The organism is Arthrobacter sp. ZGTC212, from assembly GCF_002929255.1.
GTDB classification, from domain to species: domain Bacteria; phylum Actinomycetota; class Actinomycetes; order Actinomycetales; family Micrococcaceae; genus Arthrobacter_B; species Arthrobacter_B sunyaminii.
In genome coordinates, this window is sequence record NZ_PJIJ01000001.1 from 1170978 (window position 1) to 1188888 (window position 17911).

The window sequence follows — 17911 nt, forward strand, 5'->3', positions numbered from 1 at the left end:
CGCAAAGAAGGCTACAACGGAGGCGTATTACATGTCGTCTGGATCCCGTATTCCGGATCTACCAGGTACCGACGATTCCCTGGACGAATTCATAGGGAACTACTACGAACATCTGGCGGGGGAAGACGCAGACGGATATCCGCCGTCGGCACTGCAGGAAAGAGCCCAACGCCACCGGGCGCTGGGCGCCGTGCGGCCGGAGGGCCAGGCGTCTGTGGACATGTTTGATCAGGATGATTCCAGCATCATCCTGATCGTTACTGATGACATGCCGTTCCTCGTGGATTCCGTGACCGCTGAAGTGGTGCGCCGCAATGCTGCCATCCGGCTCGTGGTGCACCCAACCTTTTTGGCCAGCCGTGACCGTGAGACCGGCGAGCTGCAGTCAGTGCACCGCGTTCCTTCGGCCGCCGGTGTTTCCAGCGGAGACACCGCAGCCCTGCCCAACCTTTCCAGCCTGCTGGGCAGCCAGGACGAGACCACCCGGGTAGAGTCCTGGATCGCCGTCGAAATTGGACGCGTGAGCGACGAAGCGCAGCGCACCGAGCTTATTGAAGGACTCCGGAAGGTCCTCGAGGACGTGCGGCTGGCCGTCACTGACTGGCCGGCAATGCGCGCGAAAGTCCATGAAGTTTCCCGCTCTCTGGAAGCTGCCGGCAACGCAGGCAACATTCCCGATCTTCAGCAGGCCCGCGAGCTGCTCTCCTGGCTGGACAACGGCAACTTCACCTTCCTGGGCTACCGGGAGTATGACCTGATCACCGAAAACGGCGAGGACCTGCTGCAGGTCAGCGAAGATAAGGGCCTGGGGCTGCTGAGCCGCTCCTCGGGCGCCCGCCGCGTTCAGCACCTGACCAGTGCAGGCCGGGCCAAGGCACGGGAAAAGCGTGCGCTGGTGATTACCAAGGCCAATTCGCGTTCCACCGTTCACCGTGCCGCTTACCTGGACTACATCGGTGTCAAGCGATTCGACGCGCAGGGGAACGTCAACGGTGAGCGCAGGTTCATTGGGCTTTTCTCCACGGGCGCCTACACCGGTTCGGTGCGCAACGTGCCGATCGTGCGGGACAAGGTTCGCGAAGTCATGCGCCGTGCAGGTTTTCCTGCCGACTCGCATTCAGGAAAGGATCTGCTGTCCATCCTGGAGACCTATCCGCGGGATGAGCTCTTCCAGATTGACGTGGAAACACTGCTGGAGACTGCCCAGAGCATACTGCGGCTGCAGGAACGCCGCCGCACCCGGCTGTTCCTCCGTCCCGATGTTTACGGCAGGTTCATGTCCGCGCTGGTCTTCCTGCCGCGGGACCGGTACAACACCTCGGTCCGCCTGCGCATCCAGGATGAACTGCGCTCCAGCTTCAATGCGGAGTCCATCGACTTCGAAGCACGGTTGACCGAGTCCGCACTGGCCCGCCTCTTTTTCCGTATCCGCCTGCCGCGCGGCGTCGAAATGAAGAACCTGGATCCGGCTGCTCTGGAGCAGCGGCTGGTCAAGGCCGCCCGGTCCTGGAGCGAGGGGATCAGCGAAGTTGTCCGGGCAAAGTACGGCAGCGACGCCGAAAGGCTGGCCGGCCTGTGGGCTGAAGCCTTCCCCGAAAACTACCGTGTGGGCTATGAAGTCGAAGACGCCCTGGAAGACATCGCCCGCTTCGAGGCGCGTCTCGCGGCGCCGGATTCCGCCCCCGAACTGTTTGTCTACGTTCCGGAGCGCACCGGTGTCACCGGCGACGAAGACGCACGGCTCAAGCTGTACCTTCTGGAGCCGCGCTCCCTGACACAGCTGCTGCCGACCCTGCACAACCTGGGCCTGGAAGTCCTCGACGAACGTCCTTACGAGATCCGCCGGGGAGACGGCACCACCGTGTTCCTGTATGACCTGGGACTGAAGTACCCCGCCGGGCTGGATCCGGTGAAAACCGGTTCGCTGCTGGCCGAGGCCTTCCGCGCCGGAATGTCCGGAGCCAGCGAGTCTGATTACTTCGACCGCCTCATTCTCGAACAGGGACTTTCCTGGCGCCAGGTGGTGATCCTGCGTAGCTACGCCAAGTACATGCGCCAGCTGGGGAACACCAACTCCTACGGTTTCGTAGCGGGCACGCTGCGCCGGAATCCGGACGTGGCACGTGCTCTGGTTGCCCTGTTTGAAGCCCGCTTTGATCCGGATCTGTCCGAGGACGAGCGCACTGCAGCCGAGGAAACGGCCCGTGCCGCACTGGACTCCGGTCTGGAACAGGTTCCCACGCTGGACGCGGACCGGGTCCTGCGCACCGTCGCCAACCTGATCAACTCCACCCTGCGCACCAACTTCTACCAGGACAAGCCGTACGTCAGTTTCAAGCTGAACACGGCCGCGATTGAAGGCGCTCCGTTCCCTCGGCCCAAATACGAGGTATGGGTTTACTCCCCTCGGGTGGAAGGCGTGCATCTGCGCTTCGGCGAAGTGGCCCGCGGCGGTCTGCGCTGGTCAGACCGGCGCGAAGACTTCCGCACCGAAATCCTCGGCCTGGTCAAGGCCCAGACGGTCAAGAACGCCGTGATCGTGCCCACCGGCGCCAAGGGCGGATTCTATGCCAAGCAGCTGCCGGATCCGGCGGCGGACCGCGCCGCCTGGATGGAAGAGGGCAAGGAAAGCTACCGCACCTTTATCCGGGCGCTGCTGGACATTACCGACAACCTGGTGCTGTCCGAGGACGGCGCGGAACAGGTGGTCCCGCCAAAGCGCGTTGTGCGTCATGACGGCGATGACAGCTACCTCGTAGTGGCGGCGGACAAGGGCACTGCTTCCTTCTCCGACATCGCCAATGCCCTGTCGGCTGAATACGGTTTCTGGCTCGGCGATGCTTTCGCCTCGGGCGGCTCCGTTGGCTACGACCACAAGGCCATGGGCATCACGGCCCGCGGCGCCTGGGAATCCGTCAAGCGGCACTTCAGCGAGCTGGGTGTCGACACGCAAACCGAGCCCTTCACCGCCGTCGGCGTTGGAGACATGAGCGGCGATGTTTTCGGCAACGGCATGCTCCTGTCCGAGCAGACCAAGCTGGTGGCGGCGTTCGACCACCGTCACATTTTCCTGGATCCGAACCCGGATCCAGCGGCATCCCACGCGGAACGCCGGCGGCTCTTTGAGCTTCCGCGTTCCTCCTGGGCAGATTACGACGCGTCGCTGATCAGCGAGGGCGGAGGAGTGTTCCCGCGCCAGTCCAAGAGCATTCCGCTGAGCCCCCAGGTCCGCAAGGTGCTGGGCCTGGAAGACAACGTCACCAAAATGAGTCCGCCGGATCTGCTCCGCGCCATCCTCAAGGCGCCTGCGGACCTGCTCTACAACGGCGGCATCGGCACCTATGTGAAGGCCTCCACGGAAACCCACACCGAGGTAGGGGACAAGGCGAACGACGCGATCCGAGTCGACGGGCGCGACCTGCGGGTCAAGGTGGTCGGTGAAGGCGGCAACCTGGGCATGACCCAGCGCGGCCGCATTGAAGCCGCCCGGGCCGGAGTCATCCTCAACACCGATGCGATCGACAACTCCGCCGGTGTCGACTGCTCGGACCACGAGGTCAACATCAAGATCTTTGTGGACCGGATGGTTGCCGCCGGCCGGCTGGACCCGGCAGAGCGCGCCGAGTTCCTGCATTCCATGACGGATGAAGTTGGGCGCCTGGTTCTGCAGGACAACAAGGACCAGAACATGCTCCTGCTCAACGACCGCCGGCATGTCATCGAATGGAACCCGAGCTTCGAGCGGCTGATGGACTGGCTCGAAAAGCACGCGGACCTGAACCGCGAGCTGGAAGCGCTGCCCTCCAACGAGGAGCTGCGCGCCCGGGTGGCGGCCGGCGAGGGTCTGACCTCCCCGGAACTGTCGGTGCTGGCGGCCTACGCCAAAATCGAGCTGACCAAGGCCCTGACCAACTCCGATCTGGCCGATGACCCCTACTTCAGCGGCACGCTGCGCCGGTACTTCCCGAAGCAGCTCGTGGAGCGGTTCGAGGACCAGCTGGACACCCACCCGCTGCGTCGGGAAATCATCTCCACGGTGGTGGCCAACGACATCATCAACATCGGCGGCATCACGTTTGCCTTCCGTGTCATCGAAGAGACCTCGGCCACCGAATCCATGGTGGCCCGGGCCTTCACCGCACTGCGGGAAATCTACGAGATCGACGGCGTCGTGAAGGAGCTGAACCACCTGCCGGCCAGTTTCCCCACGGAGAACTGGACCACCATCCACCTGGACATGCGCAGGCTGCTGGACCGTGCCGTGCGCTGGTTCATTAACCATGTGGGACGCGGAAGCTCCATCGACGAGGACATCGAAGCGTTCAAGCCCGTCATGACCCCGCTTCGCGCAGACCTGCTCGAGTACCTGCAGGGAGAGGACCTGGAGCGGTTCCGGAGCGCACTTGACCGGTCCCGCCAGTGGGAGCTCCCCGAAGGCCTGGGCACTTACTGGGCTGAGCTGTTCGAGAGCTTCGGCCTGCTGGACATCGCGCTGCTGGCCGCCAAGCGGGTGGATGAACCGGCTGCGAACGTTGCCGGCGTGTACTTCGCCCTCTATGAGCGGTTCGGCGTGGATGACCTGCTGGAGCGGATCACCAAGCTGCCGCGCGGTGACCGTTGGCAGGCTCTGGCCCGGGCAGCGCTGCGTGATGACCTGTATTCGACGGTGGCTGACATGACGGTGGCCGCGTTGACGGCAACCGCGGGGCAGGCGGAGCAGGACCCGCTGAAGCGGGTGGAATTGTGGGAAGAGCAGAACGCCGACAATTTGGAACGCGCCCGTGTCATGTTCGAAGATGTGAACAAGCTGGAGCACGAAGACATGGCATCCCTCTCGGTTGCCCTGCGTCTGCTGCGCTCCATCGTTCGACGCTAGAAACGAAAAGAAGACGAGACTGTGGCCATATTCACCGACCCCATCAAGGATCATGCCGATTTTGGACCGGGAGACGCGGAATGGCTGCACCTCTTGGTCGGCGACTGGCAGCTGGTCGCCGACCTGGCGTTCTCCGATCTGGCGCTCTGGTTTCCGGTTCCGGACGGAAGTTACGTGGCCCTGGCGCACGCCCGCCCCTCGACGTCGCACACTGTATTCCACAGTGACTTCGTCGGGGAGCGGATCCGTGCCGATCTTCAGCCGCTGGTCGACAGGGCCTGGACCAGCCAGGTCATCGAGCGTTCACCCGAAACAAACTGGACCGCGGAGACGGCAATGCGGGTGGAAGCCATCCCCTTTGTCCGCAACGGCCGAACCCTTGCCGTGGTCACCAGTCACATGGATTTGTCCTCCTCCCGCATGCCCTCACGGCTGGAACTGACCTACCGGCAGTGTGCCTATGACCTGCTGCGGATGGGCACGCTGGGTCTCTGGCCGGACTTTGCCACACCCACCGGTTCCCGCCGCGGAGCTCCGCGGGTAGGGGACGGACTCATCCGAATGGATGCCGACGGCATTGTGCAGTACGCCTCGCCCAACGGAGTCTCCGCCTTCCGCCGGCTGGGGGAGATGGAGAGCCTGGAGGGGCGGGCCCTCGCGGAGATTACGACGGCGCTGCTTAAGGACCGCCGCATGGTGGACGAGACACTGCCGCTGGTGGTGACCGGCCGGATGCCGTGGCGCACCGAGATCGAGTCCCGCGGGGTAAGCCTCTCCCTGCGTGCCATTCCGCTGCGGGACGAGAAGGAGCGCTTTGGTGCCCTGGTACTGTGCCGGGATGTCTCCGAGCTGCGCCGCCGGGAAATGGAACTGGTGTCCAAGGACGCCACTATCCGTGAAATCCACCACCGGGTAAAGAACAACCTGCAAACCGTGGCAGCCCTGCTGCGGATGCAGTCGCGGCGGATGGAGAGCGAAGAAGGCAAACAGGGGCTGGCGCAGGCAATGCGCCGGGTCGCCACGATTGCGCTGGTGCACGAAACGCTGTCCCAGGGACTGACACAGAACGTGAACTTCGACGAGCTGATCGACCGGCAGTTCCGGCTTGCCGCGGAGGTCGCTTCCCCCACGCAAGAGGTGAGCACTGAGAAGGAAGGCTCTTTCGGAGAGCTGCCCAGCGATTTTGCAACACCGCTGGCCCTGGTGATCAATGAACTGGTGACGAACGCCGTCGAGCACGGACTTTCGGACCGCAAGGGTACGGTGTGGCTCAGTGCCGCCCGGCAGAGGGGTGCCTATGCCGAGGAAATCCTCACGGTCACCGTGGCCGACGACGGCGCCGGGCTGCCGCCGGAGCCGCGGCGGGAGGGGCTGGGGCTGCAGATTGTGCGCACCCTCGTCCAAAGCGAACTGGACGGCACCATTGAATGGTCTGCCCGTCCGGGCGGAGGCACAGAGGTTCGGATTGAAATGGGACTGGACAATGAGTCACGCAGGAGCTGACGCCCCGGCGGACGGTGCGCTACGGAGCACCCGGGGTTAAACAGGAATGGCCGCTGCGCGTGGCAGCGGCCATTCTGAAGTCTTGTAGACGAGATCAGTCCCGTGGGACCGCCAAGCGTCCGTGCTGAATTACGAAGCGCGGCGTGCTCGTGCGGCACGACGCTTCAGTGCGCGGCGCTCATCTTCGCTCATACCGCCCCAGACGCCTGCGTCCTGGCCTGTTTCGATGGCCCACTGGAGGCAGGTATCCATGACCGGGCACCGCCGGCACACACTCTTGGCTTCTTCAATCTGAAGAAGAGCCGGGCCGGTGTTGCCCACAGGGAAGAACAGCTCCGGATCCTTGTCCAGACACGCTGCGCGGCTCCGCCAATCCATGTTAATCACAATCTCCTCTAAATAGTTGACTCCCACGTGTTTGTGAAAACATTCACGAGCAACTGCAAACGAAAGGGGCCAGTTCCGGCCCCTGATTTCCCCAACTACTAGGATTCCACGTTACGGAAACTCAGACAAGGGTTAATCTGCCCTCAATCTGGCCAAAGGCGTGAGGGATGCGTCACAGCATCCGTTATCCGGGCCCCATGGGCCGGACGCTCTCCGACTATGTCCGGTAGTGTGCCAGTGTGTCAAGACCCCAAGAACCACAGCCCCCGGCCGGTCGCCCTGCGTCCGTTCCGGCGGCCGTCATTGTTATTTCGGCAGTCCTCGTCCTCGAAGCAGCGGCCCTGCTGGCGCTGGCAGGTTGGTTTGTCTACAGTCTCTTCACCACCGAGGCGGCATCCCTGGGCGGAGCGGTTTTCACGGCAGTCATCCTTGCCGCCGCAGGTGTGTGGCTGCTGGTCCTCGGCCATTTTTTCTTCCGCGGCTTCCGTTGGACCCGTGCCGGAGCGCTGGTGTTCCAGCTGTTCGCGATAGTCCTTGCCGTTCCAACTCTGCAGGGCGGAGTGGTCCTCGTTGGCCTGCTCCTGCTTTTGCCCGCGGCAGTTGTGCTGCTGCTGCTGTTCACCCGCCCGGTGCTGGAACACACCAGCCGGATCTCGGGTGAGCCGAAGGCCTTCTAGGAACGATCTCAAGCGGGGCCCAAAGGCGGTATCCGCTGTCTGATCGGACACAGGCGCCGGCGTTCCGCCGAGAGCCGGAGAGCATCCTCTGTTGGCCGGTTCCTCGCGTGTTGGCCGTCAAACCGGGTCAGCAAGCCGCATAAAATGGAAGCTGGCGGGGACTGTGGGCGGTCCCGCGGCCGAAGCCTAAGCTCAGGCCGCAAGGCTTTGAGGGTATTGTCTATGGCTGGAATGCCTGTACTGACGAGAGGACTATGTGTCTAGGCTAGAAACGGAAACCGTACCGGTCTCCCCTGACACCCCGGCTCCGTCGGCAGTAAAGTCCACCTACCGCCCCGAAGTGCAGGGCCTCAGGGCCCTCGCAGTGCTGATGGTCGTCACCTATCACATTTGGTTTGGGCGTGTCTCCGGCGGTGTGGATGTTTTCCTCCTGATCTCCGCCTTCCTGCTGACCCTCTCTTTTATCCGCAAGGTGGAGGGTGGGCGGGCCCTCCAGCTGGGAAGATATTGGCTGCACCAATTCAAGCGCCTGCTGCCGCCCGTGGTGGTGGTGCTGCTCGGAACACTGACGGCAACGGCGCTGTTTGTTCCGCAAAGCAGGTGGACCGAGATTCTGTCCCAGAGCTGGGCTTCGCTGCTGTATTTCCAGAACTGGCTGTTGGCGGCCGAATCCGTGGACTACTACGCTGCGGACCACAGCACCGCGAGTCCGCTGCAGCATTTCTGGTCGCTGTCCATTCAAGGCCAGGTTTTCATTCTGTGGCCCCTGCTGCTCGCCGCGTCGGCGCTTTTGGCCAAAGCCTTTAGGCTCCGTTTCCGTGCCGTGGTGCTGGCCGTCTTTGGTGCAGTTTTCGCCGCTTCCTTTACCTTTTCCATTATTGAGACCTACGGAAACCAGGCGCACGCCTACTTCGACACCCGCACCCGGTTGTGGGAATTCGCTTTCGGAACCCTGCTTGCACTGGCCCTGCCGTATCTGAAGCTGCCCCGGGGCCTGCGGGTTGTCGCCGGGTGGCTGGGGCTGGCCGCGATGCTCAGCGTCGGCTTCCTGCTGGACGTGCAGGGGCAGTTCCCCGGCTATGTCGCGCTGATGCCGCTGATGGCGGCATCGCTGGTGATCGTGGCCGGGCAGACAGGCAGCCGAATCGGTGCAGACCGGTTCCTGTCCTGGAAGCCGTTGATGCGGCTGGGCGACATGTCCTACGCCTTGTATCTATGGCACTGGCCCGTCCTGGTGATCTACCTGATCTGGCGGGACAGGCAGGAAGTGGGACCGGTAGGCGGAACAGCGATCATCATGCTCTCCCTTGTCCTGGCCTACCTGACTACCAAGCTGGTTGAACGCCCGCTTCGTTCCTCGGCCTGGGTCAATCGAAACTCGATGCGGGCCGCCGTAGTGATTGGTTTGTGCGTCGCCCTGGTGGCAGCCCCGGTAGCGGGCTGGCAGTACGGGCTGAAGGTCCAGGCCGAGCGGCTTGAAGCCGAGGCGCTCAAGAACAATCCCGGGGCGCGTGTGTTGCTGGCAGGCTTCAATGACATGAGTACTCCGGATGCCCAGCCCATTCCGTTGCTGAGCGCGCTGGGCAAAGAATGGGGTGTCCTGGAAACCGACTGTTCGGACCTTGATACACGGCCGTCCGATCCCGTGCTGTTGGACTCCTGCATGGCATCGGTGCCGAAGGGCGAGGCAGAGAAAACTGTTCTCGTCATCGGGGATTCCCATACCGAGCAGTGGCTTGGGGTGCTGGAGCCGATGGCGAAGGAGCACAACTACCAGCTGATCTCTCTGCTGATGGGCGCCTGCTCATTCGGGGAGTCCTCCGAGGGCCGGAGCCCTGGATGCAATGACTTTAACGCTGCAGCGCTGGACTACGCACTGGAGCTTAATCCCGACGCCGTCTTCACCGTGGCGACGGCCGCTGACCCGGTGGAGGCTGCCGATCCGCCCGTCGACGGGCTGCCGGAAGCATCCGAGGTGCTGCGGCAGGCCGGGATTCCAATGGTGGGCGTCCGTGACAATCCTCGGTACAGCTTCGATATGCTCCGATGCGCCGAGGCCAATGGCCCGCATTCCGAAGAATGCAGCGCCGATGTGAGTGAGAAACTCTCAGATCCCGTCTCCACTGCCTCTTACTTCGCATCGGTGCCGGGGGTAGAGCTGATGGATATGACGGACCTGATCTGCCCCTACGGCACCTGCGTCCCAACGGTGGGCAACGTCTACGTCTACCTGGACGACAATCACCTCACAACCACCTATACCGCCTCAATGATTGACGCATTCGAGAGCCGATTCCATGCAGCTCTGAACTGGTAGCGCCGGAGCGTGTTGCCAAAAAGTGCCGGTGTGCCGATTCTCGGATAACCTAGACCGTCGGGTCCGTGCCCGCATGGGCCGTACCGAAACAAACAGGAGAAGCAAGTGAACGTTGACCTCGTCGTCGTCGGATCGGGATTTTTCGGTCTGACCGTAGCCGAGCGCGCTGCAAAGGAACTGGGCCTTAAGGTCGCTGTCCTGGATCGCCGCCACCACATTGGCGGCAACGCCTACAGTGAAAAGGAAGCTCAGACGGGCATTGAGGTGCACCGCTACGGGGCGCACCTTTTCCATACGTCCAATGAACGCGTCTGGGAGTACGTCAACCGGTTCACCGAGTTCACCAACTACGTTCACAAGGTGTACACCAGCCATAAGGGCGAGGTGTACTCCATGCCCATCAACCTGGGCACGATCAACCAGTTCTTCCGTTCCTCCATGGGCCCCGCCGAGGCAAAGGCCCTGATCCAGGAGCAGGCCGGCGAGCTCGCCGGAACTGATCCGGCCAACCTCAATGACAAGGGCATCCAGCTGATCGGCCGCCCGCTGTACGAGGCGTTCATCAAGCACTACACCGGCAAGCAGTGGCAGACCGATCCCAAGGACCTGCCGGCCGAAATCATCAGCCGCCTGCCGGTCAGGTACAACTATGACAACCGGTACTTCAACGACAAGTACGAGGGGCTGCCCGTTGACGGGTATACCGCCTGGATCGAGCGGATGGCGGACCACCCCAATATCCAGGTGCACCTGAACACCGATTTCTTCGACGCCGGACATGAGTTCTCCCGCGACGCCACCCGGGGCCAGGTGCCGGTCATCTACACCGGCGCCGTGGACCGCTACTTTGACTATGCCGAGGGCAACCTCTCCTGGCGCACCATTGACCTCGAAGAAGAGGTCCTGCCGATGGAGGACTTCCAGGGCACCTCGGTCATGAACTATCCGGATGAGGACGTTCCCTACACCCGGATCCATGAGTTCCGTCACTTCCACCCTGAGCGCGACTACACCAAGGACGCCACGGTCATCATGCGCGAATTCTCCCGGTTCGCGGAGAAGGGTGACGAGCCGTACTACCCCGTCAACACGGCGGAGGACCGGGCCAAGCTCCTGGCCTACCGCGACCTTGCCAAGGGCGAAAAGGAAGTCCTCTTCGGCGGCCGCCTGGGCACCTACAAGTATCTGGACATGCACATGGCGATCGGATCGGCATTGTCGATGTACGACAATAAGATCAAGCCCCACTTCACCGGCGGGGCAAAGCTCGAAAGCGGAGGAGTTGACGCGTGAGCCAGCTGAAGACTGAAGAAAAGCAGGGCACCACCGGGGAATCGGAGCAGTGGCATACACTGCAGCGCATTATTTTCCCGGACCAGAGCCAAATGGACACGGCACTGCTGTACGTCGACAGCGGCTCTGCCATGGGTGCGCAGTTCAACACCATGGACGGCTCCATGATGAAGTCCACCAAGACGCAGAGCACCGAGGCCGCCGCATCCGGCGGTGAAGTGCATGTGGAGGACTTCCTCTCCCGCACCGGCACCATTGCCCGCCCCGGGCAGCGCCTGTCCTTCGGCACCTACTTCAACGCGTTCCCGGCGAGCTACTGGCGCCGCTGGACCGACGTTGAAAGTGTCCGCCTGCATGTGGAAACCAAGGGCGCCGGCGCCGTCAGCGTCTACAAGTCCAACGCCCGCGGTTCCCTGCAGCACGTGGAGACCCGGCGGGTGGACGGTGACACGGTTTCCGACTTCGACCTCACCCTGAAGCCCTTTGGCGACGGCGGCTGGTACTGGTTTGACCTGGTGGCGGGCGCCGAGCCCATGGCCCTGGTTGAAGCCAACTGGATGGCCGAAGGCGAGGCGCAGAAACCCGGTTCAATCACGCTGGAAATCACCACGCTGAACAAGAACGAGTTCTGCCTGAACAACCTCAAGATTCTGGCGGACAATCCCGAGGCACTGGAAAACGTTGCCGAGGTGCTGATCGTTGACCAGGGAACAAAGAAGCTGGTCGATGCAGAGGGCTTCGCCGAAGCCGAAGCAGCGCTTGGCGGCAAGCTGCGAATGATCCACCAGGGCAACCTCGGTGGCTCCGGCGGCTTTGCCCGCGGCATGTACGAGGCGGTCGAGAGCGGCAGCGACTACGTACTGCTGCTCGATGACGACATTGTCATGGAGCCGGAGAGCATCACCCGGATGCTGACGTTCGCTGACCACTGCAAGACGCCCACCATCGTCGGGGCGCACATGTTCGACCTGTACAACCGCTCGGTCCTGCACACCTTCGGCGAGACGGTGAACGTCTTCCGTTTCCAGCCTGATCATCCCTTCAAGGAACAGGTGCTCGGCCACGACTTCGCGCGCTCCAACCTGCGCACCACCTCGTGGATGCACCGCCGGGTGGACGTGGACTACAACGGCTGGTGGATGTGCATGATCCCCACCGAGGTTATCCGCAACATTGGGCTTTCCCTGCCCGTGTTCATCAAATGGGACGACGCCGAATACGGCCTCCGCGCCAAGGCCGCAGGCTACAACACCGTCTCGCTGCCCGGTGCCGCCGTCTGGCACATCACCTGGGCTGACAAAGACGATGCCGTGGACTGGCAGGCCTACTTCCACAGCCGGAACCGCATCATCACCGCCCTGCTGCACAGCCCCTATCCGCGTGGCGGACGGGTGGTGCGTGAGGGCAGCTTCATTGATATCAAGCACCTGATTTCCATGCAGTACTTCACGGCACAGGGACGCGTCATGGCGCTGAAGGACCTGATCGCCGGTCCGGAGCAGCTCCACGACATCCTGCCCAGCCGGCTCCCTGCCATCCAGGCGATGCGCAAGGAATACTCCGAAGCACAGTTCGAAGCCGACCCCGAGGCGTTCCCCCGCCCGGGCATGGTCAAGCCGCCGCGCCACGGGCAGGGTTTCAAAGCACCGTCCTACGTCACGCTCGTGCCCTGGGCAGCCAAGACCATTGTCCGGCAGCTGACCAAGCCGGTGGCGAAGTCCAGCATCGAACGGCCCCAGGCCCGGGTTGCCCACATCGACAACAGGTGGTGGCGCATGTCGCAGTACGACAGCGCGGTGGTCACCAACGCAGACGGTACGGCAGCCTCGTGGTACCAGCGGGATCCAAAGAAGCTGCGGGCACTGCTGGCCGAGGGGGCACGCCTCAACGCAGAAATCCTGAAGGACTGGCACAAGCTGAGCCAGAAGTACCGCAAGGCGCTTCCGGAAATTACGTCCATGGAGGCCTGGAAAGCGACCTTCGAAAAGCACTCGGAAGAGAGTAAGTAAGCTTGTCCACCGGCGCGCTTGAAACCCCGGGGCGGGGAGCAGGACTGGCTGATATTTTCCGGTCCCGCTTCCTGCTCAAACTGCTGGTTTCGAAGGAACTTAAGGTCCGGTACCGAGGATCGGTTTTGGGGCTGCTGTGGTCCTATGTGAAGCCCGGCGTCCAGTTTGTGGTCTTCTACATTGCCCTGGGCGTCTTCCTCGGACTGGAGGAAAGCGACCGGAACCCCGACGGCCTGCCAAACTACGCAATCTACCTGTTCTCCGGCATTGTCCTGATCAACTTCTTCACCGAAGCGCTCGGCAACGCGTCCAGATCCATCGTCGGCAACGGAGGCCTGATCAAGAAGATCTACCTTCCCCGCCAACTTTTCCCGATGGCTTCCGTGTGGGTTTCCGGAGTGCACTTTGTGCCGCAGATAGTCATCCTGGTGGTCGCGTGCCTGTTCAACGGTTGGCGGCCATCACTACTGCAGCTGGCGGCCGCGGCGGCAGGATTCATCATCGTGACCCTGCTTGCGACCGGTCTGGGCCTGCTTTTCGGAGCGGTGAATGTCTACTTCCGCGATGCGGAGAACCTGGTGGACATGCTCCTCATGATTGCCACCTGGGCCTCGCCGGTGCTCTATTCCTGGATCATGGTGCGGGACAAGCTGGGGGAGACGTACTTCAACATCTACCAGCTGAACCCGATCACAGTAGGCGTGGAAACCTTCCACTACGCGTTCTGGCTTCCCACCACGGACGGCGCCGAGGCAATTCCGCCGCATCTGCTTTCCGTGTGGATTCCCGTTGCACTGGCCATTTCGGCAGCTGTGCTGCTGCTGGGCCAGCTAGTCTTCCGTCGCCTTGAAGGCCGTTTCGCGCAGGAGCTGTAAACCGTGGTAAATGCCATTGAAGTACGCAATATCAACAAGCAGTTCGTCCTGCGGCACACCCGCTCCATGAAAGAAGCGTTCGTCTGGCTGGTCAAAGGACGAAAAGGCGACCTGTCCGAGAAGTTCCACGCGCTCAAGGGTGTCTCGCTCAATATTGAGCAGGGCGAGACGGTGGCACTGCTGGGCCTGAACGGGTCCGGCAAGTCCACCCTGCTCAAGCACATCTCCGGCGTCATGCGCCCCGACAGCGGATCCGTGGGGACCAGGGGACGGGTGGCCGGGCTCATTGAGGTGGGAGCAGGTTTCCACCACGACCTCAGCGGCCGGGACAATGTCTACCTGAACGGCGCCATCCTGGGGATGACCGAGCAGGAGATCGATGAGAAGTTCGACTCGATTGTTGAGTTCTCGGAGATTGGCCAGTTCATTGATACCGAAGTGAAGTTCTACTCCTCGGGAATGTATCTCCGGCTGGCCTTCTCGGTGGCGGTGCATACCAACCCCGAGGTTTTCCTCGTCGATGAAATCCTCGCTGTGGGAGACGAACCGTTCCAAAAGAAGTGCATCGCCAAGATCCGTGAGCTGGCTGATGAGGGCAAGACCCTAGTTGTCGTGAGCCACGACCTGGACCTGGTGTCCAAGATCTGTGAACGCGGCGTACTGCTTGAACACGGCCAGGTGGTCATGGACGGGCCGGTGATCGACGTTGTCGCCCGCCTGCGCGGCCAGGGCTAGCAGGCCGCCGAACAGCGCACACCCGGCCATGACGGCATAAGAAAGGGCGGGCCCCGCGGGGCCCGCCCTTTCTTATGCCCGCTTTCCGCAGCGGGACCTGTCAGTCGCAGCCCGTAATACGGTAGAGGTTTGCGTTCTCGCCCGTGGAGGCAACGAGTTCGAAGCCCGGTTCACCGGCCACATCGGTCACACCGATGTACTCGTCTCCGGCGAGGTCGGCCAGGACCTGGCTGCCGAAGTCCAGGACATAGCCAACATTTTCATCCTCCACGGCGGTGCAGACCTCCGGCGAGAAGCTGTCGAGGTCATACGAAATGAGTCTGCGTTCGGGGTCCGGATTAGCAAACAGATGCGGCGTGAGGACTTCCTCGCCGCCGAGGGCATAGGCCATGGAGCTGCCGTTCCAGGGATTGACGGCCAGTACGGTGCCATCAGGAACGTACTCATCCAGCTGCTCAATAAGCTCAAGCTCTTCGGGAGTGACCAGAGGCGATGCCTCATTGAAGTAGTACAGAGACATCTTTTCCTGGATGTACTGCTGGACCGGGCCAAAGTAGCCAAGGAGCGCAACACCGGCCGTGGCCGCGGCAAGAGTGCCGGCGCCCAGCGCCCTGAGGTTCCGTGCCGGGACCGGGCGGCGCAGCCGGGCGTTGCGCTCCCCGACAACCTTCATCAGGTACTGCGCGATGGCCCATGCACCTGCGGCTCCCAGCACTGTTGCGAAAATGGGGAGGAACCCGGCCAGCCGGTAGGTGTCCTGGTACCAGTTTCCGGTCAGGAAGTTGCGCAGGAAACCGCGCTCCACTGCAGCATCGACCACGTACAGGGTCACGGAAATGGCATAGCTGACCACCAGCCAGCGGTGCCGGCGGATACGGAACAGATGGACAATGCCGACAAAGGCCAGGATGGTAACCAGCCAGTTGACCGGTGTGCCCATGGGGCCGTTGGTCAGGGCCTCGCCAATGGCTCCGCCCATGGTTTGGGAAGTTCCCCAGGAATCGTAGAAGGCAGGCCGCAGGAAAACCCACAGGGCCAGCGCCACTGCTGCACCGGCTACGGACAGCACCGAGAACGTTGTCAGCCTTCGGGCGTTGGCGCCCGTACTGATCAGTTTGCGCAGTTCCTGCCACCACACAGCGAGGAGCAACGGGAGGACGAACACCAGGAGGGCATTCACGGAGCTCATGTGCGCCGTGGACATGCCGGCGAGACCCAGCAGGAGCGCGAACCACCAGGACCGGCGGAGCGACTGGTCACTGTCCAGCCGGGCTCCGCGGGTCAGCATGACCACGATGCCGATGAGCAGGGGGATCATGCTCAGCGCCAGGGTGTTGGGGAACAACGGTCCCCACACCAGAAGCATGAAGGGGAAAGCAATCTGGACTGCTGAGAGGACAGCGGCGGCCAGAGTGACAACCGGGCTGCGCCCGAAGAGCGTCCGGGCCAGGAAAATGCAGGACAACGTCCAGATGATACTGGCGGCGACGATGTTGATGGAGTTTTCAGCCAAAGGCACCGACGCACCGGTGAGCTGGACGGTCAGGGCGGCAAAGGCATGCCAGGTTGCCGGATACACGCCCAGGGAGCCTTCCCCCTGAAGCTGGCCAAGAGTGAGCGAGGAGGCGTTGCCGGTTTCCAGCACGTACCGGATGGCATTGAGGTGGAAAACATTGTCGAAGTTCTGGGCAAAGTTATCCGGCTGGCCAATGAGCTGCTGCAGGCGTCGGGCCACCATGGCCGCAGCTAGCCCGGCAGCTGCAATCGGCAGCCAGACACCGCGCCAGGGACTGCCGGGCTCAGCCTGGGGCGAAACATCGTCCGCAATCGCGGTGTCCGGCGCCTGCCGCCCTTTGTTCATGGTGAGCAGGTAGGCAGCAACGGCGGTGATGGCCGTTCCCGCGAGATAGACCCAGATGCTCCAGCTGATGTTCAGGATCCCGGCGAGGACGCCGAAAGCACCAACGATCGCGGCTGAAAAGGCCGGCGCCAGGGCGAGGACCGCAAAGCCCTTAAAGCGGAGGCAGAACGCAACGACCAGCCCCGGTATGAGCACCAGCCCCGCCGTTGTCAGCAGGGCAGGTAGTGCGGGTATCCAGGACAAGTGGCCTCCTTGAGTGCATAAAATCCGGCCTGAAAAGGCCAAGGGCCAGTTTAGCCGGTTGCTCCCGGAGCCAAGCTCACTACTGAACGGTTGTGAGCAAAGCCCTATTTCCCGTGAGTTAGCAGGTTAAGCAGGTAATCCCCGTAGCCGCTCTTAACCAGCGGTTCCGCCCGCTTGCGCAGCTCATCGTCCGAAAGGAATCCGAGCCGCCAGGCAACTTCCTCGGGCGAACCGATCTTCAGGCCCTGCCGGCTCTCCACCGTGCGGATGAAGTTTGAGGCGTCGTTCAGGGAATCGAAGGTTCCCGTGTCCAGCCATGCCGTTCCGCGGGGAAGGATGTCCACGCTCAGCTTGCCGCGTTCGAGATAAACCCGGTTGACGTCGGTGATTTCCAGTTCGCCGCGGGGGGAGGGCTTGAGCGATTTGGCGATCTCCACGACGTCGTTGTCGTAGAAGTACAGGCCGGGAACGGCGTAGTTGCTCTTGGGATGTGCGGGCTTCTCTTCCAGGGACAGCGCCTTGCCGGCCGCGTCGAACTCCACCACGCCGTAGGCGCTGGGGTCCTGGACCCAGTAACCGAAGATGGCGCCGCCGTCCACGTTTTCGAAGCGGCGCAGCTGGGTTCCCATGCCGTGTCCGTAGAAGATGTTGTCACCGAGCACCAAAGCCACGGAATCGCTGCCGATGTGCTCTTCACCCAGGATGAAGGCCTGGGCCAGCCCGTCCGGGGAAGCCTGCTGGGCGTAAGTGATGTTTATGCCGAACTGGCTGCCGTCTCCGAGCAGGCGCTCAAACTGATCGGCGTCGTACGGGGTGGTGATGATGAGGATGTCGCGGATGCCGCTCAGGATCAGAGTGGACAGCGGGTAATAGATCATCGGCTTGTCATAGACAGGGACAAGCTGCTTGCTGATGCCGTGGGTGATGGGGTGCAGCCGGGATCCCGTGCCGCCGGCCAGTATTATTCCGCGCATGGAATCATCTTCTCCCAGCCCTTGGCACCGGCAAAATCACAGGACGCGGACAGGCCGCGGTGTTTCGAGCACAGAGGTTCCGAGCGCAGAGCACGCACAGGACGCAGTGTGCCCCGGGTGAAGCTCCGGTAGGGTTGATCGGTGGGAGTTTTGTCTCCGGG

Annotated in this window: 11 protein-coding genes; 8 read left to right on the forward strand and 3 right to left on the reverse strand. The window is 62.5% G+C overall.

The features are described from left to right. Nucleotides 1-31 precede the first annotated feature (31 nt). Nucleotides 32-4876 carry an NAD-glutamate dehydrogenase gene (locus CXQ89_RS05715; RefSeq protein WP_104160537.1) on the forward strand — a complete coding sequence of 1615 codons (4845 nt, stop codon included), beginning with the start codon at nucleotides 32-34 and terminating at the stop codon, nucleotides 4874-4876. A gap of 21 nt (nucleotides 4877-4897) precedes the next feature. Then, nucleotides 4898-6379, forward strand: coding sequence for a sensor histidine kinase (locus CXQ89_RS05720; protein ID WP_104052538.1), 1482 nt, complete (start codon nucleotides 4898-4900; stop codon nucleotides 6377-6379). Between the two features lie 129 nt (nucleotides 6380-6508). Here the strand turns inward: CXQ89_RS05720 and CXQ89_RS05725 are convergent, their stop codons facing one another. Further along, nucleotides 6509-6757, reverse strand: coding sequence for a WhiB family transcriptional regulator (locus CXQ89_RS05725; RefSeq protein WP_104052537.1), 249 nt, complete (start codon nucleotides 6755-6757; stop codon nucleotides 6509-6511). Between the two features lie 248 nt (nucleotides 6758-7005). Between CXQ89_RS05725 and CXQ89_RS05730 the strand changes: the two genes are divergently transcribed. The 6 genes from CXQ89_RS05730 (at nucleotide 7006) to CXQ89_RS05755 (ending at nucleotide 14672) form a co-directional block, all read left to right on the forward strand. Continuing rightward, nucleotides 7006-7443, forward strand: coding sequence for a hypothetical protein (locus CXQ89_RS05730; protein ID WP_258059885.1), 438 nt, complete (start codon nucleotides 7006-7008; stop codon nucleotides 7441-7443). A 256-nt stretch (nucleotides 7444-7699) separates the two neighbouring features. Continuing rightward, nucleotides 7700-9760, forward strand: a complete 2061-nt coding sequence (locus CXQ89_RS05735) for an acyltransferase family protein (RefSeq protein WP_258059886.1) — start codon at nucleotides 7700-7702, stop codon at nucleotides 9758-9760. Nucleotides 9761-9865: 105 nt separating this feature from the next. Next, nucleotides 9866-11053, forward strand: coding sequence for a UDP-galactopyranose mutase (gene glf, locus CXQ89_RS05740; protein ID WP_104052536.1), 1188 nt, complete (start codon nucleotides 9866-9868; stop codon nucleotides 11051-11053). Between the two features lie 92 nt (nucleotides 11054-11145). Next, the gene (locus tag CXQ89_RS05745) at nucleotides 11146-13062 is read left to right on the forward strand and encodes a glycosyltransferase (protein WP_104160710.1); all 1917 of its coding nucleotides are present in this window, start codon (nucleotides 11146-11148) and stop codon (nucleotides 13060-13062) included. A 2-nt stretch (nucleotides 13063-13064) separates the two neighbouring features. Further along, nucleotides 13065-13937, forward strand: coding sequence for an ABC transporter permease (locus CXQ89_RS05750; RefSeq protein ID WP_104160538.1), 873 nt, complete (start codon nucleotides 13065-13067; stop codon nucleotides 13935-13937). 3 nt (nucleotides 13938-13940) lie between these two features. Continuing rightward, nucleotides 13941-14672, forward strand: a complete 732-nt coding sequence (locus tag CXQ89_RS05755) for an ABC transporter ATP-binding protein (RefSeq protein WP_104160539.1) — start codon at nucleotides 13941-13943, stop codon at nucleotides 14670-14672. A gap of 100 nt (nucleotides 14673-14772) precedes the next feature. On the opposite strand, the gene CXQ89_RS05760 is transcribed toward CXQ89_RS05755, so the two are convergent. Beyond that, nucleotides 14773-16776 carry a DUF6541 family protein gene (locus CXQ89_RS05760; RefSeq protein ID WP_104160540.1) on the reverse strand — a complete coding sequence of 668 codons (2004 nt, stop codon included), beginning with the start codon at nucleotides 16774-16776 and terminating at the stop codon, nucleotides 14773-14775. A gap of 104 nt (nucleotides 16777-16880) precedes the next feature. Next, nucleotides 16881-17750, reverse strand: a complete 870-nt coding sequence (gene rfbA, locus CXQ89_RS05765) for a glucose-1-phosphate thymidylyltransferase RfbA (RefSeq protein ID WP_104160541.1) — start codon at nucleotides 17748-17750, stop codon at nucleotides 16881-16883. Nucleotides 17751-17911: the final 161 nt, after the last annotated feature.

Coding starts and splice junctions, on each gene's coding strand:
- rfbA (WP_104160541.1), bottom strand. CDS start 17,750: ATGCGCGGAATAATACTGGCCGGCGGCACGGGATCCCGGCTGCACCCC.
- CXQ89_RS05725 (WP_104052537.1), bottom strand. CDS start 6,757: ATGGATTGGCGGAGCCGCGCAGCGTGTCTGGACAAGGATCCGGAGCTG.
- CXQ89_RS05715 (WP_104160537.1), top strand. CDS start 32: ATGTCGTCTGGATCCCGTATTCCGGATCTACCAGGTACCGACGATTCC.
- CXQ89_RS05745 (WP_104160710.1), top strand. CDS start 11,146: ATGGACACGGCACTGCTGTACGTCGACAGCGGCTCTGCCATGGGTGCG.